The sequence below is a fragment of the Erythrobacter neustonensis genome (genome assembly GCF_001663175.1).
GTDB classification, from domain to species: Bacteria; Pseudomonadota; Alphaproteobacteria; order Sphingomonadales; family Sphingomonadaceae; genus Erythrobacter; species Erythrobacter neustonensis.
Map to the genome: position 1 here is coordinate 2,214,879 of NZ_CP016033.1, position 17,711 is coordinate 2,232,589.

The window sequence follows — 17,711 nt, forward strand, 5'->3', positions numbered from 1 at the left end:
GTTGGCTTTGCTCATCGTGGTCGCCTTCATTGCCGCGTTTGCGGGAACCTTTTTGGGTCAGAAGTTGCTCAACAATGGCAGGCAAAGCGAGACTGAGCTACATGCATTACTGCACGGCGACCTCGACTTGGACGCAGCGCAAGCGGCGAAGATCGAGGCAATCGAGCAGCGTTTTGCGATACGCCGCAAGGTGCTGGAGCTCGATATGAGGGCGGCCAATGCGCATTTGGCCGAAGCCATGGAGGCCGAGCACGGCTACGGCCCCGAAGTCACAGCAGCCGTTGATCACACGCACCACGTCATGGGCGAGATGCAGAAGGAAACGCTCGAACACCTCTTCGAAATGCGCTCCGTTTTAAGGCCCGATCAGGCCGCGGCATTTGACCGGGCTGTGGCCAAGGCTCTCGCCCCCGATACGAAGTGAGCCTCCCGCTTGCCGAGGGGAGCGATGCCGAGGTGGTGGCACTGGCGCTCATCGGAAGGCAGGATGCCTACCGGGAACTGCTCGCCCGCTACCGCGAGCCGATCTACCGCTTCATCCGTGCTTCGACCGGTGACGCGCAAGAGGCGCTCGATCTTACACAGGACACCTTCATTGCCGCATTTTCGGCACTCGATGGCTACGATCGTTCACGGCCGCTTCTGACTTGGCTCAGGCGGATTGCGCTCAACAAATGCCGCGATTGGGGGCGCAGGCGCCGGCTGCGTACGATGCTGTGGCGCACAGCTCCGATCGATGCGGCCCATGACATGCCCGACGATGCTATCGCGCCAGACGTGCAGACGGCCGACCGCGCCGAGCTCGCGCGGGTCAATGCAGCAATAGTGCGGCTGCCGGCACGTCTGCGCGAAACCTTGATCCTGCGAACCGTCGAGGGCCTTGGTCAGGCCGAGACAGCCGACGTGCTTGGTATCAGCGAAAAAGCGGTCGAAACGAGGCTCTATCGTGCGCGCAGCAAGCTCAGTGAGCTTCTGGCAAACGAGGGTGGACGAAAGAAACTTTGAGGGGTGAGCCGCGTCCATGCGTAATGCTGGGTATGGACCATCTGACACTTTCACGCCGCCACCTGCTTTCAGGGCTGGGGACAGCCTCGGCCTTCGCCGCTATGCCCGCATGGGCGCAAGGGCACTCTGTCCACCGCATGCGCGGCGGCTCGCCGATCCGTGTGGGCTTCGACGAGGTGTCAGGCGCAGTGATCGATCTTACTGTCGGCCACGGCCCTCGGACGGTGCAAGGGCGCAAGGGGCACGGGATCGCAGTCAATGGCTCGGTGCCTGGGCCGCTGATCCGCCTGCGCGAAGGGCAGAATGTCCGCCTCAATGTCACCAACACGCTCGATACCGATACTTCGATCCACTGGCATGGGCTGCTCCTGCCGTTCCAAATGGATGGTGTGCCAGGCATCAGCTTTCCCGGTATCAAGCCGGGTCAGACCTTCCCCTATGAATTCCCTATCCGGCAAGCGGGCACATACTGGTATCACAGCCATTCGGGGCTTCAGGAACAGCAGGGGCATTACGGCCCGCTGATTATCGACCCGGCGGGCGACGAGCCTGCCGCGTATGATCGCGATTACATCCTGCTCTTGAGCGAATTCACCCCCCTCGATCCGCATTTCATCATGGATCGGCTTCGCAAGGGCGAAGGCTATTTCAACTATCAACAGACCAGCTGGGCCGACGATTACCCGCTGACCGCCGCCGACCGCCGGATGTGGGCCGAGATGCGCATGCCTGCGACCGACATCGCCGATGTGACGGGTTCCACCTATACCTACCTCGCCAACGGGCGCGGGCCGAAAGAGGGGCTGGAATACCTGTTCAAGCCCGGTGAGCGGGTGCGGCTTCGCGTTATCAACGGCGCGGCGCAGAGCTTCTTCAATCTGCGCATACCCGGCCTAGCCATGACGGTGATCGCGGCGGACGGCCAAAACGTGAAGCCGGTTGAAGTCGATGAGCTCCAGATCGGCACCGCCGAGATTTACGATGTGATCGTCACCCCGCGCGACGCGGAGGCCTATACCATTATCGCCGAGAGCATGGACCGCTCCGGCATGGCGCTTGCAACGCTGGCGAGCCGTCCCGGCGCGCGCGCGGCCATCCCTCCGCCACGAAAGCCGCCCCTGCTCGACATGGGCGACATGGGAATGAACCATGGCGATGGCGGGCACGGGGATGACGGCGGCGGCGGGCATTCGATGGATGGCATGAAGATGCGTGACACGCTGCTGTTGCCGCCCGACGTGAAGGTGGGGCCAGGGATTGACATGGTCTCGATGGCTCCGGTGGACAAGATGGGCGATCCCGGTCTCGGCCTGCGCGATGTCGAACATCGCGTGCTCAATTACCGCTTGCTGTCAGCGCTGGAGCCCAATGCAGACACGCGCGAGCCTTCGCGTTTGCTGGAGCTGCATCTCACCGGCAATATGGAACGCTACATGTGGTCATTCGACGGGAAGATGTATTCCGCCGTCAGCGACGTCCCGATCCGCTTTGCGTGGAACGAGCGGGTGCGGGTCAAACTCGTCAATAATACCATGATGGCGCACCCGATCCACCTTCACGGGATGTTCTTCGAGCTGGTCAACGGCGAGGATGCCGCCCATCAGCCCCGCAAAAACGTCGTCATTGTCCAGCCTGGAGCGAGCGCACAGTTCGACCTGACCGCCAATGAACCGGGCGACTGGGCATTTCACTGCCACCTGCTCTACCACATGCATGGCGGGATGATGCAGACAGTAACGGTGATGGGTCCGGAGAGCGGGCAATGAAACCCGCCCTCGCGATTGTCCTACTGCTGAGCGCAGCGCCGGCGCTGGCGCAGCATCAGGGTCACGATATGCCCGAGCCGGCCCCGGCAGAGGCCAAGGCTGACCCCCATGCCGGTCACGATATGGGCGATCAACCCGCCCCTGCGACAAACGACCCGCATGCCGGTCATGACATGGACGGACAGGCCGACGCCGATCCTGCCGATCCCCACGCAGGCCATGATATGGGAGCTCCATCGGACGGAAATGCCGAGCCGATGGACGGCATGGATCACAGCACTATGGGCCATGGCGCAGGCATGGCTGCACCGACCGCCTCACCTGGTCCGGACATGGAAACCCCGCCGCCGCCGGAGGCCGGAAGTGGGCCGCCGCGCGCCGCCGATGCAATATGGGGCGCAGAGGCGATGGCTTCCTCGCGCAACGACCTGCGCAGGACGCACGGAAACTTTCCGGTGTTCTGGTTCCAGGGCGACCGACTGGAGACGCAGGTGCGCGGCGGCGAGGACGCCTATTTGTGGGATATCCAGGGTTACTACGGCGGCCCCACCGAGCGCCTCTGGTTCAAGAGCGAGGGCGAAGGCGAATGGGGCTCCTCGCCTGAGGATGCCGAGGTTCAAGCGCTCTTCTCAAAGGCTTTCAAGCCGTTCTGGGATTTCCAGGCAGGCATCCGTCACGACATCGGCGGGCCGGACACCACCCATGCCGTGATCGGCGTGCAGGGCTTGGCACCCTACATGTTCGAGGTCGATGCTGGGCTGTTCCTGTCGCACCGCGGCGATTTAACCGCACGGGTCGAGGCCGAGGTCGATCAGCGCATCACCCAGCGCCTGATCCTTCAGCCGCGGATCGAGGCCAACCTGTCAGCGCAGGACATTCCCCTGCTCGGCATTGGCGCGGGGTTCGACCAGATCGAGGTCGGCGCGCGGCTGCGGTACGAGATCCGGCGCGAGTTCGCGCCCTATATTGGCGTGGAGCAATCATGGCGCACCGGGCGCAGCGCCGACTTCGCCCGCGCTCGCGGCGAAGACCCCTCTGCCACCAGCTTTATCGCCGGCATCCGTTTCTGGTTCTGATCAACACGAAGGATAAACTCACATGAAGATCGCATCACTATTTGCCGCCCTTGCGATTGCGGCATCCCCGCTCGCTTTGCCCGCTACCGCGCTGGCGCATACCAAGGTGGTTGCCTCGACCCCGGCTGAGGGCACGACAGTCGCAAGCGCGCGGACCGTTTCCTTGACGTTCAGCGAAGCCCTGCTGCCGCCCACTGCCGCAGCCAGCATCGTAATGACTGCGATGCCGGGCATGGCAAACCACGGCGAGATGGCGATCCGCAACTTCAAGACCGCATGGTCGAACGACAACAAGACCATGACTCTCAATCTGGCAAAGCCACTGCCCAAGGGGACCTACGAGGTTCGCTGGCAGGCAGCCGGGGCTGACGGTCACCGGATGAAGGGCACCGTCACGTTCATCATCGGCTGAGTCGGTGATAGAGGGTTTCTTCGAAACGGTCTTGCGGGTTGCGCAATATGCTCTGCTGCTGGGCCTGTTCGGGTGGTCGGCTTTCTGGTTGCTTGGCCTGCGAAGCGTCGACGGGCTGAGGGCTGACCGCGCGCCAGGCTTAGCCGTTCTGGCGGCTCTTGTCGCACCGGTGGTATCAGCGGCACTCATGCTAATGTCGATTGCTGCGATGATGGGCGTGCCGGTCTTCGACCTCGACCGGGCAATGGTCGAAGCGATGATCTTCGGCACCGACATTGGGTTTGCCTTCATTGTCCGCTCTGGGCTGCTCTTTGCAGGGCTGGCCGCTATTCTCGCGCTTCGAAACCGCCGGGCAGCGGTGGTATTTGCGGCGGGCTGCTACGGAAGCGCCCTTGTGACTCTAGGTTGGAGTGGTCATGCCGCTGCAACCGAAGGCGGATTGGGGCTATTCCATCGCCTCAACAACGGCATCCATCTGGTCAGCGCGGGCCTGTGGCTTGGAGCAATCGGTTGGTTCCTTGTTCTGACCATCCGATGTTACAAGGATCCTGACGTCACCCAGGCGCATGCAGTGCTCAGGGCCATGCACGCCTTTGCACCTAAGGGGATCTCACTGGTTGCGCTTGTCGCGGTTACCGGGACAGTCAACTCTCACCTGATCTTCGGTTTACCGAACGTTGCGGCGACCCTTTCAACGCCATACGGCATCCTTCTGGCGATCAAACTGGCCCTAGTGGCAGCCATGGTCGCCTTTGGCGCACATCATGCGCGCGTGAGCAGGAGCGCTGCAACAGCTGTGAGGCTTAGCAATGCCTATCCCGCTCAAACCTTGGGTGCGTTGCAGCGCACCCTCATTGCCGAATTCCTGCTCGGGCTTTTTGTCATCAGCCTGGTCGCGGTCTTCGGATCGATGTCGCCGACGATGATGTAAGCGGCCTTCGATCAGGATGGGGAGCGTTCGTCAGGTATCCGAAGCTTAGGCAACGCCGATCGGATTGAAGGCGGAGATGATGGGACACGGCCCGGCGTCTTCGGCTGCGCAGGCTTCCGCCAGACGGACGAGGGCGCCGCGCATGGTCTGCAAGGTCGCAATCTTTTCATCAAGGGCAGCGATGCGGCTGTTTGCAAGCGCCTGCGCTGCAGAGCGGTCTGCCATGTCCAGCGCCAGCAAGGTCGCTATCTCTTCGAGCGTGAAGCCTGCCGTCTGCGCGGCGCGAATTGACCGCAAGCGATCAAGGTCATCGATCCCGTAACGCCGCGGCCCTTGTCCGCGCGGCGGCTCGATCAAGAGCCCGCGTCGCTGGTAATAGCGGATTGTCTCAACGTTCACGCCGCCCGCGCGAGCGAATTCGCCGATTTTCATAAAGGCACTTGATCCCGTATCATGGTACGGAGTTTATAGCGGCCGCATTGCAAGCGAATCAAAGGAAATCGCCAATGCCCCAATCTGCCAAGATAGCTGTGCTTCATCGCATGGTCATGCCCGGCCATACTTGCCCATACGGCCTGAAATCGAGACACCTGCTTACGTCTCGCGGTTACGAGGTGGAGGACCATCACCTGACGACGCGGGAAGAAACCGACGCTTTCAAAGCTGAACATGGCGTCACTACAACGCCGCAGACCTTCATTGATGGGCAGCGGATCGGCGGCCACGATGACCTCCGTCGCTTTTTCGGCCTCAAGGTCGCCGATCCCACTGCGACCACCTATCGCCCGGTCATGGCGCTGTTTGCTATGACTGCATTGATGGCCGTGGCGGTTGGTATTGCCGCCGACGGCAACGCCATCAGTGTCCACGTGGCCGAGTGGTTCATCGCTTTTTCGATGTGTGTCCTCGCGCTCCTCAAGCTGCAGGATGTCGACAAATTCGCGACAATGTTCCTCAATTATGACCTGCTGGCGCAGCGCTGGGTTCCATATGCGCGCATCTACCCCTTCGCTGAGGGTCTTGCCGGCGTCCTGATGGTAGCAGGCGTGCTGCACTGGGTCTCGATCCCGGTAGCACTGTTCATCGGCACGATCGGCGCGGTTTCCGTGTTCAAGGCGGTCTACATCGACCGGCGCGAGCTCAAGTGCGCATGCGTCGGGGGATCGAGCAACGTTCCGCTTGGTTTCGTTTCGCTAACCGAAAACCTGATGATGATCGCGATGGCGCTCTGGATGGCAGCGAAGATGGTTATCTGACGATCGCCGAGGAGAACGATTACGTTGAGGAGCAAGGCATGACACAGCTCACCGCCAACCAGCGGACAATGCACGCTATCGCTGCAGCACTTGCAGAAGAATATCGTATGGGGGAAGAGGCTGCGCGGCAGGGTGATGTCCCGCTGGCATGGCACCATCTTGGGCGTGCGCACATCCTCGCCCAGACGCGCCTTGGCCCGCATTGCGTATCGCACCGGAGAATGCTCGCCTTTGCTGTTCAGCTCCGCGACTGGCCGGAAGCGGCAGGACAGCTCCTGCGGCTCGCGCTTGCACCGCTCGGCAATCTGACGGGGCGCCTGCCAATCGGCAACACCGGACGCAGCACGGTGAGCGCCTTTACCGCGATGGATATTCCGTCTGACCTGCGTGCGATAATCGACCGCACGCCCGATTGACTCTTCACGGCGCGACCTTGCGCCACCGTTCCAACAAAAGACTTGATGTGATCCACCGCTTCCACGCTGCGCTGCTACTTGGCATGGCTTGCGTCCTTGCTGCGCCTGTGCCTGCTTTTGCGCAGGCGCTTCCCGAAGGGTCGGCACACCTCCGCGAAGTCGCTGAACACGATCACGAGAGAGCGGAAGAACAAGAAGTCGAGATCATCGTTCAGGGCACGCGCCTCGGGAGGCGCTTGCAACATGAGCCGCTGCGGGTCGAGGTAATCGCGGGCGAGGAGATCGAGGAAAAGGCGCTGATGCGCCCCGGCAATATCGCAATGCTGGTTAACGAAATCGGAGGGGTCCGCGTGCAGGTGACATCGCCCGCGCTCGGCGCTGCCAATGTCAGGATACAGGGGCTCGAGGGCCGCTACACCCAGTTGCGCCACTCATGGCCGGAAGTGAGTAGGAACCCGATGCCCTGCTTAGTGAGCATGCCTTTTGGCGTCATCGCTCTCTTGGTTTCCACCTTGGTTGCTCGGACTTTCCGCGGCCATGTCTTTGCAGCAACAACAACCGTTGCCCTTCGCCATCATTTCGCAGCATGCCATCTTCTTTTCGGCTGCAGGGGCAGGCGAGCTTTTTGATGCCGGTGCCGGTGCCGATTGGGTAGCAACGCTCACTGCGATAATGGTAGATAAAATCATTACCTGTCTCCTAGCCCTTTACGGATATCGCACGCGCGAACTTCTTCGGCAACAGGTCGTTTCCTGGTTGGCGTGTTTCAGGAAACGAACCAATAGCCGCCAACTTCAGTGCCTAGCAGGCGCATGTCCCCTTCCGGCAATACCGGTCATTCGGCATGCCGTTTAGCAACGACGGCTTTGTCCCAAACCCAGTCATTGAGCTGATCGGCAGCCTCATCTGCATGCAAGCGACGAACTGGCACGGCGCCGAGACACGGTGTAAAACCTGTGCACTTGCCGGTGGAAAAGCTGCGCAAATCGGATGGTCGTCTTGCACCCGGAATCCGCTCGAATCATGGTGGCGAAATCAGGACCACCATAGGGTGCCCCGGCAGGGTGCCACGGGGTTTTTACTCGAAGAGAAACGCGTTATTTTTCAGGCGTTTGAATTTGAAGATTTTCTTGGCTGGGGCGGAAGGATCTGCAGGCAGTCAGCATTCTCGTGATCTTCAATACGACCTGCAGTCCGGCACGCGAATTCCAAGGACGGCGCTGACAGGGCTGCCACTGATCGCGGCAGCCCCGCGCCATCATCATAAAGCCTTTAATCGCGGTTTGCCCGTCCGCGACCGGTGATTGATCGGCAGCAGCTTTACCGGATGCGGCTGGAGGTGACTGGTAGCGACATCCGTCCACCTCGCCATGAACGCCTTGTATTCGGCGAGCACCTTATCGACACCATGAGTCTTGGTGCGCTTGGAGTAGTGCAGGGCATTGGTGCCGCTCCGTGCATGGCCCATCACGTCTGCCCGCATGAGATCTGGGGCTTCCGAGGTGGCGTAGAAGCTCGAGCCCAGCGAGCGGATCGAATGCATGTCCGCCTGTTTGCCAGACATCACATTGACCGGGATCGGCATGTGCAGACCGATCCAGTCCCTCATGTGGCCCCATGCGATGTTGCGGAACTGGTGGCCCCCGATCCGTGCCTGGTTGAGGTAGAGCTCGGGAAACAGGGCCGTGTGGCCTTCGGCCCGGATCGCTTGCACGTATTCGGCGAAGCCGAGGCGGAGGATCTCGTGATGGAGCGGGATCATCCGGCCGCGCTTGATGTTCTTCTCGCCACCTTCAACCCCGTCCTCTCCACGCAGGTCGTTGTTTTTGATCACGAGATTGGGGACGGCATCGTCAATGTGCACCTCGTCGGTGCGCAGGCCGGCGATTTCGTTCAAGGTGGCATGGGTGTAGTAGAGCAGGATCGGCAGCCAATAGGCCGCGTCCTGATACACAGCCGGTCCCGCTCCGGCAGTCAGGCGGCGCAAGTGGCCACCGCCGCCGGTCCAGATCGGGGCTGAGAACAGGCACTTCATGTGCTCAGGGGTCCACGGCGGGCGCTCGGTCTTCTCGGATACCTTCTTGTGCTTCCCGAACTTGAACCCGGCGAAGTCGAGTGCCTTCGTATTCGCGGCCTTGGGTGCCCACTCGTCCTCGGCGAGGATCTGATAGGCGGTCGACATATAGGAGAGGTCGCGTTTGATCGTGTTGACCGAGCGGGCGTTGGCCTGGGTGACCTTCAGCGTGGCGAGCACCTCGTCAAAGGGGCGCTGGAAATCCTTGCTAGGCCGGTAAGTGCGCGGCATCTCGAGGAGAGCGTTCTTGAACTTGGCGACATCAGAGTGGCCGTAGTCGCCGAGGGGCTTGTCGCCTGTCACCCAAGCGAAGGTATGCAGCACGCGTTCGTATTGCGCCAGGCCCCTGTTCCAGTGTCCCGCCGCCCGCGCGAGCCGAAGAACCTTCGGGATGACGGCGCCGAACCGGGTGGCATGGTAGGTCTTGAACAGGCAATCGTCTCTGCCGGCTTCGACCCCCGCAACCGCCGGATCTACAGGGTAGGGCGGTGCAACAGGCTGCGGATCCTGGGCGGCAGGCGGCACAAATGTCAGCGGCTCACCGCCACGGCGGCGCTTGGCGAGCAGGGCCTCTTCCTGATCGAAAGCCGATTGCACGTCCTCGTCCATGAAGTGCGCCGCGAGCCGGTGCGCTTCGGCGCGGGCCTGGAGATGGATGTGGCGCAGGCGGCCGATTATCGCGTCGGTGGGCTCGAGGCCGAGCCCTTCTGCCATCAGAGCGAGGCTGTCATCGCCGACGCTGTCCTTGCTGCAGTAGCGGTCGAGATCGCAGGCGACCCACTCGATCGCAAATTCATCATGACCTGCGGCCGCCAGCTTTTGGCGCTGCTCGTCCGTGAGTTCGTTTCCAGTCCCGGGACGCTGGGCGATGTCATAGGCGCTTGCGTGGGTTCGGTGGATGGCAACCAGGGCGCGCGGATCGCGGACCCCTTCGTGGAACTCGGAGACGAAGGCGGCGAGGCAGTGGCGCAGCTCGCTCTCGAACAGGCCCTTGAGCATCGCGGGGTCGATCGTCTGGTCGAGCTTGAAGTAGGCGTTCACGGTCCGGCGCACCCTGTCGAACTGCGCGGCGAGAATCGCGGCCCGCTCCCGCGCTTCCTGCCCGTCGCAGGTGGAAAGCGGCACGATTACATGGATATCCTTGCCATCGTGCAAACGGACACGTCGGCGGAAATAGTAGCGGCCAGCGCGGCGCGAGCTGAAGGGGATTTTGGGCATTGAAGGGCTCTTCCGAAATGCCTCGGTGAACCGGCATGTGACAACGCATGTGACACTCCGCCTCAACGAGAGGTGAAAAGCGGTTTTCCTTCAATGCTTTGCGTAGAAAGTGGTCGGGGAGACAGGATTCGAACCTGCGACATCTTGCTCCCAAAGCAAGCGCGCTACCGGACTGCGCCACTCCCCGACGCTCGCTGGCCCCTATGTATTACCGCAGATTATGGCAACCCCTCGCCGCAAAGAATGGCAGAACAAGGCAGGATCTGGCGTTAGAACTCCCGGATTAGTCCCGAACCCTAGTCCTGATCTGTTGCCTGCCAAGCCCACACGATGCTCGAAACCTTAGCCGCCGCTGCAATCGCGGTGTCTGGCTTCAGGCATATCCATCGGCAAGAAGGCTTGGCAAAGCAGGGCCCGGCTAATCCCGGCGCCAAAAAACAAAATTTTGGATCTACAAGATGCGCCTATTGCGCGCTTTCTGAAAGGCTGTCCGCTGCGGCTTGGGCATGTGCTGCTGGCACCAGCAGGCCCAATTGTGCCAGTTCATCGGCTAGTTTGGCCAGACGTTTCGAATATTCGTGGACCACAGCATCTCTCTTCATGTCACACTCCGGGGCACGCCCAAGAGGGCGCCCGAGCTTGCGACTTAAATTAAGTTACCAAATCCTCAATAGCTGGACAAGATAGCTTCGAGAGCCTGCCGGCCGTCGCCGGTAAGCCTGATGAATTTTACCCGCCGATCCTGATCGCTGTCATAGCGCTCGATCAATGAGCGCTGTTCCAAAAGGTCGAGCCACCGCAAGGCTGTGGAAGCGGGAACATCGGCGGCGATGCAAGCGCTTGTCGTTGCGACAGGGCGCTGCCGAAACTCTGACACATACAGATCGAGAAGCATCGACCACGCGGCTTCGCCGAAAAATTGGGCGGGAAGGAAACGCGCACGCAATTTTCGGCGACGCAATTCTTCTTCGGCGAGTCCGACAAGATGAGTTTGGCGATCGATAATCGGCGCAGTATTCGGTCCAGGGCGAACAGGGTTACGCTCAACCGGCCCCATGTTTGCCAAACGTTCCGTGATCATAACAAGCTCGGTAACAACGGAGAGGAAGCCATCCTCTCCGTCAGGATGGTCTTCAGTCTGAACAAACGATTTTGGTGCATACATAGTAAAGCCCCCAATCAAATGCCCCCGCATTCGGACAGGTATTTGTGTTAACGCATGTTAGTTTGACAAGTTCCCGAATTAGCCAGCAAGTATTTATACGTAGCGGCGGGATGGCGGGGATTGATTGCGATCAAATCGGTGCCAAGCAAATGCCGATTTTTCGCGATCTAGCTGCGGGAAATGGGTGAATGGTTATTGTTAGATAAAGTCTGGATGGCGCGTATTTCGCTGACGAATGCGCTTGCGGATCTGCCTCACGCTATCTCTCTCGGCCAAACCGAGATATCGGGCCATATCATCGTCCATGTGTCACGCTCTCGTGTCACAGTCCGACCGAGAAAACCCTTCTTTCCCAGATTGTTACGCCTTTTCAGGCTCTCGCCCGCCTTCCGGTGGGCCCGGCAGGATTCGAACCCGCGACCTAGCCGTTATGAGCGGCCAGCTCTAACCGCTGAGCTACAGGCCCGTTGCGCAAATGTGCGCCGGAAGGCGGGGCAAGAGCGCTCGCTCTACTGTGCGCGGGGCGGTGAGACAAGCGGGGACGCGGCGATGATTTGCCGCGCTATCCGCCGGTTGCGGCGATCACATCGGCGGTGGTGCAACTGCGCACGCCGCGCGCCGCGAGATGCGCGTAAACCTTTGCGAACCAGTCATACAGCGCCTCGACGTCGTCCTGCGTGCGTGCATAGGGCGTGTGGCCGGGCGCTAGCGTGGGGCTGTGGAACGACAGCACCAGCAGTGGCAGCCCCGCATCGAGCGACAGATCGATCCCGCGCAGCGCCTCGTCCGCCGAAACGCCTTCGGGGGTAAGCGCGATCCGCTCAAGCAGACGCAGCCGCGAAAAGCCGGAGAAGAACGTGGGCGTGTGCCGCTGGACGCGGTGGATCATCGGTCCCAATCGGCGCAGCGGGCCCCAATAGGCGCTGGTCACGGGCAGCTCGAGCAAGCGGTGCTCGGCATCGGCCCAATAGGGCGCAACGGGGTGATTGCTGTAATCGGGCCCGCCTTCGGCGCTGTAATCGAACAGGGGCCTGACCGATGTGTCGATCCGGATGCCGGCATCCTTGAGCATCGCGGCGGTATGCGGCCCCAGGCCATATCGCCCGGCGCGGTAGATCAGCGGCGCGGTGCCGAACGTCTGCTCGATCGCATCGCGCAGCGCGCGAAATTTTGCCGCTTCGAGTGCGGGCGGCAGGTTGCCGGCGAAGGAATTGTGCGCCGAGATGTCTTCCTCGAAGGGCGGATTGACCCACGGATGGAGCTGCACCCCGATATCGGCGGTCCCGCGCGATACCGCGTCCCTGATGATTTCGGCCGCCGCAGGGTCATGCACGATCGGCCAATCGGACAGATAGACAGGGTGGGCACCGATCTTCTCGCAAAAGGCCTGAAAGCGCGGGATCGCAGCGACATGGCTCAGCCCGTAGCCTTCGCGCCGGAAGGGCGCGCGCCAGTCGAATTCCTCTTCGGTGTCGACAGTCAGCAACACGCGCTGCCCGAAGGCGGGCGCAAAACCCGCTTCGCGCCCCTCAGGAGGCACCTCAAGCATCGACCCTGTCGTCATCATCGCACCCGCCCCCGATTGTCAGGTGCCAACCGGACCCCGGGCTAGCTTATTCCCGCCAAGCAGGGGCAGGGTCAAGAGCAGGACATCCTTGTCGCGTCGCAAGCTTCCGCCCGCGGCGCGCGCTTCGGCGCGGGCAAGGCGCAAGGCGAACCCGGCCCCGAACAGGCCGGGGCTGATCGTGCTGTCGGCGCCGCGGATGGTTGCGGCAAACAGGTTGTCCGGGCCCGCAAGCCGGCCGGGCAACTGGCAGTGCAGCCGCGCAAACGCGCCCTCGCGGCCGATCAGCGGATCGACCCCGACCACCACCTTTTCGCCCGGAACCACCGCCGCGGCGAGGCTCGCAAGCACGCGCCAGACCAGCGCTTCGGTCTCTTCGGTATCGAGGCCGACGATCAATTCGACATCCGCGGCGATATCGATTGCCAGTCCCGCATCCTGCGTGCCCAGCGCGGCGTTGAGCTGCGCCGTGGTGCGGCGCAGGATCGCGACCAGATCGGTTTCGCCCGGGCTGGTGCGGATCGCCCCCGTTTCGAGCCGGGCCAGCCGGTCAAGTTCCTCGAACCCGGCGAGGATGCGCGCAGCATCCGCCGCGATCCCCGCGGCCAGCGCGCGATATTCGTGCGGGGCAGGGCCGAACAATTGCTGCTGGATCACTTCGGCATAGCCTTGGACCGCGGTGACCGGGGTGCGCAATTCGTGCAGCAACTGGCGGATGCGATCGGCCTCACGCGCGGCAGGGCTGGCGGACGACGCGGCGGCATGCGGGTCAGGCGCGCGGCGGAACCGGCCAGCATAGCCGGTGAAATGTCCGTCCTCGCTGAAACGGGGTTCGGCATCGATGATCCAGTCACCGGTGATCGCAGGCGCGCCGGCCAAGGCGATTTCGCCATGCGTAATCGGCTGTCGGCGCGCAAAAGCACGGGCCAAGACCGCGCCATCGGCATCGGTGCCAAGTCCTGCCTGCGCGCCGAACAGCCGCACCCCGATGACCATCGGCGCGACATCGGGCGCGGCCCAGACGATCCGGCCGGTGGTGTCGGTGGCAAAGCCGAAGCTGGCCGCATTGCGGGCAGGGCGTTCGGGCAATTCGCCCAGCGGCAGCCGCGGCGAGGAATCGTGCTCCACACCGTTTTCGGTACGGGTGCGCCGGAACTGCGCGATCCGTTCGACCAGCGCGGAGATTTCGCTGCGTCCGGCATCGTCGCGGCTCTGCCCGGCCGGCGCTGCGGGCTGCGCTTCCCGACTTTCGCCCGTCATTACCCTGAGCGGGGTCGGCACCCCGGACACCGGCGCCGCCTCGCTCGCGCGATCGGCCAGTGCGCCGGGCGCAGGCAAGCCGCGGTCGTGCACTCCCAGCCGGGACAAGAGCGCCTCGACATCGACCGGCAGATCGCGCCGCAGCCGCAGAAACCCGCGCGCGCGCACCGGCATGCGCGGGATCAGCGCGCTCCAGTCATCGACCGAAAGGTCGGCGCGCGACAGCGCGGCAGAGGCGACCTCGGGTTCCTGATCGGCGAGATGTTCGGCCAGATCGGGGTTGCGAAAGCGCCAGCCCGGCTCGCGGATCATCCGCGCGCGCGAGGCGGCGGGAATGGCTTGGGCAAGCGCATCGAGCCGCAGCCAGGCGGCAGCCAGCAGGCTTTGATCGCCGCCCGGATCGGGCGCGCGATCGCGGCCCAGAAGATCGAGCAACTGCCGGTATTGCGTGCGCAGCGATCCCTCACCTGCGGCGCGTTGGCGCAGCACTGTGGCAAGGCGATCGTCGAAAAACACCAACCGGTCTCCAATCGTGAAAGGCAAGCGCGCGCGCGAATCGCGATCATCGCCGCGGGCAGCACGCGCACACTATCCCGTCTCCAGCACGGCGTCCTACCACGGTAGGGGAATTGTCACAGTCTGACGTGAAAGGTGCGTTGCAAAGCGGGACAATTGCTGGCAGACCTAATAATATTAGCCAGACGGCCCACCCGGCGCGCGTCTTGTTTCTTTGGGATGATGCAGCACCGGACCGGTCCGTGAAGGATCGGCGGTTTGCTTAGGGGAGCTTGGGTCACGTGGCCAATCTCGATGAAATCGATCGCCGCTTGCTGGCGGAATTGCAGGCGGAAGGCCGCGTTACCAATGTCGAACTCGCCCAGCGTGTCGGACTGACCGCGCCCCCGTGCCTGCGCCGCGTGCGCGGGCTTGAGGAGGACGGCGTGATCCGCGGCTACCATGCCGATCTCGACCCGTCGAAACTGGGCTTTGCGATCACCGTGTTCGCGATGGTCAGCCTCAAGAGCCAGGCCGAAAGTTCCTTGCGCGAATTCGAGGAGCACATGCGCGCGCTGCCCGAAGTGCGCGAATGCCACATGCTCAACGGCGAGATCGATTTCATCCTCAAGATCGTGAGCAAGGATCTGCAAAGCTTTCAGGAATTCCTGACGGGCAAGCTGACGCCGGCCCCCAACGTCGAAAGCGTCAAGACGTCGCTGACGATCCGCACGGCCAAGCAGGAACCCGGCGTTCCGCTGTGACCCAAGCGCCGCGCCTCGCAGAGCCTGTCACCGGGCGCTGCCTGTGCGGCGCAATCAGCATCACTGTCACCGCGATGCACCCCGAAGTCGACATCTGCCACTGCGCGATGTGCCAGCGGTGGGGCGGGGCGTTTTATGCCGGAGTCAAAGGCGATGCTTGCGAGATTGCGGGCGAAGCAGCGATCACTGTCTATCGTTCGAGCGAATGGGCCGAGCGCGCGTTCTGCGGCACCTGTGGCAGCAACCTGTGGTATCGCTTTCTGCCCACCGGCAGCCGCAGCTTTCTTGCCGGACTGTTCGATCTGCCGCCGGGTTTCGGTATCGAGCGGCAGATTTTCGTCGATGAAAAGCCCGACTGGTATGATATCCTTCAGCAAAGCCCGATGCTGACCGGGCCGGAATGCGTCGCCGAGGCGGAGGCTGCGGGCTTCACCTTCGGCTGATCGCAAGGGGAGGGGCGCTGTCGATGTTTGACGAACCGCCGCCAGTTCCAGCCACCCAAGGGGATGGCAATGCAGCGGCGATTGTCGAGACGGTCCCGCAACTACCCGGCCATGTCTGCGCCAGCTACACCATCGATCCGGCGCAGCCAAACGCGGTGCGGTGCGAACCGGTTCCCGTTCTGGATGTGCCGCCCGCCACCGGCGGGACAGTGATCGACCTGACCCGATTGGCGCCGCCGCCGCCCAGCGAGCCGTGCGATGACGATCAGCCCGATCCGCTCAACCCTGTCATTCTTGTATGCGCCGACACGGGGCCTGCACCGCGGCTTGGCCCGGTGGTGGGGCCGGTGGACGACGGGTTTGCGAGCGCGATCCCGCGTGCGCGGATCAAGCTATCGGACAATGCCGAGGCGGAAGCGAACCTCATCAGCCAAGGCGTCGGCGGTTTCGATGCGGATGGCGGCGAGGTGCGGGTGAAGATCGACTTTTAATGCAGTTTCAGCCGCGGCCGCACGATGCGGTTGACCCGGCCTACCAGCATCAGGAACGTCGCCTTCACCCAGCCGTGAATGCCGATCAGATGCAACCGGTAGAGCGAGGTGTAGATGAACCGCGCCAGCCGCCCTTCGATCGCCATGCTGCCGCCGATCAGATTGCCCATCAGGCTGCCCACGGTCGAAAAGCGCGAAAGCGACACCAGTGAGCCCTTGTCGCGGTAGACGAAGTGCGTCAGCGCGCGGCCCTGTTGCAGCCTGACGATATTGGCAAACACGGTCTCGGCCATCTGATGCGCGGCCTGCGCGCGCGGTGGAACCGGGCGATCCTCACCCGGAGGGGTGTAGCTGGCACAGTCGCCCAGCGCGAAAATGCAGGGATCGTCGCGGGTCTGCAGCGTGTCGGTGACGATGATCTGGTTGCGCCCGTTGGTTTCAAGTCCGAGCCCGGACAGGAAATCGGCGCCTTTGACCCCGGCTGCCCAGACGATCAGATCGGCTTCGATCACCTCGCCGGTCTTGGTGACGAGCTGGCGCGGGCGGGCTTCGACCACCTGCACATCGGGACGCACGGCCACGCCGAGCGCTTCCAACTCGTGCTTGGCCGCAGCAGCGAGTTTTTCGGGCAATGCGGGAAGGATGCGCGGACCGGCTTCGAGCAGGGTGACATGCATCCGGCTTTCGTCGAACACCTCAAGCCCGTAATGCCTGAGGGCGCCTGCGGCATTGTAAAGCTCTGCTGCCAGTTCCACGCCCGTCGCGCCGCCGCCGACGATCGCGATGCGCACCTGTTCGTCGGCGGAGGGATCGTTCATCATCGCCCGGCTGACGCGCAGGCAGTGGTTCAATAGCCGGGTGCGGAACCGGTCCGCCTGTTCGCGGCTGTCGAGATAGAGGCAATGCTCTTTAACCCCCGGCACGCCGAAATCGTTCGACACCGACCCCAGTGCCAGCGCGAGAATATCGTAGCGGATCGTGTGGGATTCGATCAGCTCGCTGCCGTCCTCGTCCTTGACCGCGGCCAGCCGGATGGTCTTGGCCGCGCGGTCGACACCCTCGAAACTGCCCTGAAAGAAGCGATAACCCCAGCGGTAGCAATGCCCGCGATACCCGACCTCGTCGAGATTGGCGTCGAGCGATCCGGCCGCGACCTCGTGCAGCAAGGGCTTCCAGATATGGCTGAGGTTCTTGTCGACGAGGATGATGTCGTGGCTCTTGCGGCCATATTTGGCGCCCAGCCGGCGCACGAGTTCAAGCCCGCCTGCGCCTCCGCCAACAACGACAATCTGGGTCTTGCGGTCCATTCAGCCCCCCTTGGCACAGCCGTGCAACGCAATCCCGCCGCAGCAATAGCGGGTCTGCACGGCAAAAT

Annotated in this window: 20 protein-coding genes and 2 tRNA genes; 12 read left to right on the forward strand and 10 right to left on the reverse strand. The window is 62.7% G+C overall.

Annotated elements, in window-relative coordinates; genetic code table 11:
- The first annotated feature begins 1 nt into the window (after position 1).
- Genes A9D12_RS10220 through A9D12_RS10245 form a run of 6 tightly spaced genes read left to right on the forward strand, consistent with a single transcriptional unit; the run spans position 2 to position 5,190 of the window.
- Complete coding sequence (locus A9D12_RS10220; protein ID WP_231889596.1) at positions 2 to 424, forward strand: periplasmic heavy metal sensor; 423 nt, start codon at positions 2 to 4, stop codon at positions 422 to 424.
- The gene (locus A9D12_RS10225; RefSeq protein ID WP_068351492.1) at positions 421 to 1,005 is read left to right on the forward strand and encodes an RNA polymerase sigma factor; all 585 of its coding nucleotides are present in this window, start codon (positions 421 to 423) and stop codon (positions 1,003 to 1,005) included. Before A9D12_RS10220 ends, A9D12_RS10225 begins: the two co-directional genes overlap by 4 nt.
- Before the next feature lie 23 nt (positions 1,006 to 1,028).
- Positions 1,029 to 2,771, forward strand: coding sequence for a copper resistance system multicopper oxidase (locus A9D12_RS10230; RefSeq protein ID WP_082925516.1), 1,743 nt, complete (start codon positions 1,029 to 1,031; stop codon positions 2,769 to 2,771).
- A complete protein-coding gene (locus tag A9D12_RS10235; RefSeq protein WP_068351497.1) occupies positions 2,768 to 3,847 on the forward strand; it encodes a copper resistance protein B in 1,080 nt (359 codons plus the stop codon). Before A9D12_RS10230 ends, A9D12_RS10235 begins: the two co-directional genes overlap by 4 nt.
- Positions 3,848 to 3,869: 22 nt before the next feature.
- Positions 3,870 to 4,259: a copper homeostasis periplasmic binding protein CopC gene (gene copC / locus A9D12_RS10240; protein WP_068351500.1), complete on the forward strand. Its 390-nt coding sequence runs from the start codon at positions 3,870 to 3,872 to the stop codon at positions 4,257 to 4,259.
- 4 nt (positions 4,260 to 4,263) lie between these two features.
- A complete protein-coding gene (locus A9D12_RS10245) occupies positions 4,264 to 5,190 on the forward strand; it encodes a CopD family protein (RefSeq protein ID WP_068351503.1) in 927 nt (308 codons plus the stop codon).
- A gap of 45 nt (positions 5,191 to 5,235) precedes the next feature.
- On the opposite strand, the gene A9D12_RS10250 is transcribed toward A9D12_RS10245, so the two are convergent.
- On the reverse strand, positions 5,236 to 5,622 hold the full coding sequence (locus A9D12_RS10250; protein ID WP_068351506.1) for a MerR family transcriptional regulator: 387 nt from the start codon (positions 5,620 to 5,622) through the stop codon (positions 5,236 to 5,238).
- 74 nt (positions 5,623 to 5,696) lie between these two features.
- Between A9D12_RS10250 and A9D12_RS10255 the strand changes: the two genes are divergently transcribed.
- Genes A9D12_RS10255 through A9D12_RS15040 form a run of 3 tightly spaced genes read left to right on the forward strand, consistent with a single transcriptional unit; the run spans position 5,697 to position 7,491 of the window.
- On the forward strand, positions 5,697 to 6,446 hold the full coding sequence (locus A9D12_RS10255; protein ID WP_068351509.1) for a glutaredoxin family protein: 750 nt from the start codon (positions 5,697 to 5,699) through the stop codon (positions 6,444 to 6,446).
- Between the two features lie 38 nt (positions 6,447 to 6,484).
- Positions 6,485 to 6,862, forward strand: a complete 378-nt coding sequence (locus A9D12_RS10260) for a DUF3703 domain-containing protein (protein ID WP_231889598.1) — start codon at positions 6,485 to 6,487, stop codon at positions 6,860 to 6,862.
- A gap of 47 nt (positions 6,863 to 6,909) precedes the next feature.
- Positions 6,910 to 7,491, forward strand: coding sequence for a hypothetical protein (locus A9D12_RS15040; protein ID WP_231889599.1), 582 nt, complete (start codon positions 6,910 to 6,912; stop codon positions 7,489 to 7,491).
- A gap of 632 nt (positions 7,492 to 8,123) precedes the next feature.
- On the opposite strand, the gene A9D12_RS10270 is transcribed toward A9D12_RS15040, so the two are convergent.
- The 7 genes from A9D12_RS10270 to A9D12_RS10295 form a co-directional block, all read right to left on the reverse strand.
- A complete protein-coding gene (locus tag A9D12_RS10270) occupies positions 8,124 to 10,154 on the reverse strand; it encodes a site-specific integrase (protein WP_068351515.1) in 2,031 nt (676 codons plus the stop codon).
- Positions 10,155 to 10,264: 110 nt separating this feature from the next.
- Positions 10,265 to 10,341, reverse strand: a tRNA-Pro gene (locus A9D12_RS10275).
- A 277-nt stretch (positions 10,342 to 10,618) separates the two neighbouring features.
- Complete coding sequence (locus tag A9D12_RS14895; protein WP_197489805.1) at positions 10,619 to 10,756, reverse strand: hypothetical protein; 138 nt, start codon at positions 10,754 to 10,756, stop codon at positions 10,619 to 10,621.
- A gap of 65 nt (positions 10,757 to 10,821) precedes the next feature.
- Positions 10,822 to 11,319: a helix-turn-helix domain-containing protein gene (locus A9D12_RS14740; RefSeq protein WP_156522863.1), complete on the reverse strand. Its 498-nt coding sequence runs from the start codon at positions 11,317 to 11,319 to the stop codon at positions 10,822 to 10,824.
- Positions 11,320 to 11,712: 393 nt separating this feature from the next.
- Positions 11,713 to 11,785 (reverse strand) — tRNA-Ile (locus A9D12_RS10285).
- 96 nt (positions 11,786 to 11,881) lie between these two features.
- The gene (locus A9D12_RS10290) at positions 11,882 to 12,883 is read right to left on the reverse strand and encodes a polysaccharide deacetylase family protein (RefSeq protein ID WP_068354280.1); all 1,002 of its coding nucleotides are present in this window, start codon (positions 12,881 to 12,883) and stop codon (positions 11,882 to 11,884) included.
- 21 nt (positions 12,884 to 12,904) lie between these two features.
- On the reverse strand, positions 12,905 to 14,659 hold the full coding sequence (locus A9D12_RS10295) for a histidine kinase dimerization/phospho-acceptor domain-containing protein (protein ID WP_068354283.1): 1,755 nt from the start codon (positions 14,657 to 14,659) through the stop codon (positions 12,905 to 12,907).
- A gap of 281 nt (positions 14,660 to 14,940) precedes the next feature.
- Here A9D12_RS10295 and A9D12_RS10300 point away from each other — a divergent pair, with 281 nt between their 5' ends.
- Positions 14,941 to 15,402, forward strand: a complete 462-nt coding sequence (locus tag A9D12_RS10300; protein ID WP_066525791.1) for an Lrp/AsnC family transcriptional regulator — start codon at positions 14,941 to 14,943, stop codon at positions 15,400 to 15,402.
- On the opposite strand, the gene A9D12_RS15200 is transcribed toward A9D12_RS10300, so the two are convergent.
- Entirely contained in the window at positions 15,347 to 15,496 is a 150-nt protein-coding gene (locus tag A9D12_RS15200; protein WP_418251561.1) for a hypothetical protein, read from the reverse strand. The genes A9D12_RS10300 and A9D12_RS15200 overlap by 56 nt on opposite strands.
- Here A9D12_RS15200 and A9D12_RS10305 point away from each other — a divergent pair.
- Together A9D12_RS10305 and A9D12_RS10310 are read left to right on the forward strand one after the other, a co-directional pair.
- The gene (locus A9D12_RS10305; protein ID WP_197489921.1) at positions 15,477 to 15,845 is read left to right on the forward strand and encodes a GFA family protein; all 369 of its coding nucleotides are present in this window, start codon (positions 15,477 to 15,479) and stop codon (positions 15,843 to 15,845) included. The two genes, A9D12_RS15200 and A9D12_RS10305, sit on opposite strands and share 20 nt — an antisense overlap.
- A gap of 23 nt (positions 15,846 to 15,868) precedes the next feature.
- Positions 15,869 to 16,336, forward strand: coding sequence for a hypothetical protein (locus A9D12_RS10310; RefSeq protein ID WP_068351521.1), 468 nt, complete (start codon positions 15,869 to 15,871; stop codon positions 16,334 to 16,336).
- On the opposite strand, the gene A9D12_RS10315 is transcribed toward A9D12_RS10310, so the two are convergent.
- Positions 16,333 to 17,643 carry an NAD(P)/FAD-dependent oxidoreductase gene (locus A9D12_RS10315; protein WP_068351524.1) on the reverse strand — a complete coding sequence of 437 codons (1,311 nt, stop codon included), beginning with the start codon at positions 17,641 to 17,643 and terminating at the stop codon, positions 16,333 to 16,335. The two genes, A9D12_RS10310 and A9D12_RS10315, sit on opposite strands and share 4 nt — an antisense overlap.
- Positions 17,644 to 17,711 lie beyond the last annotated feature (68 nt).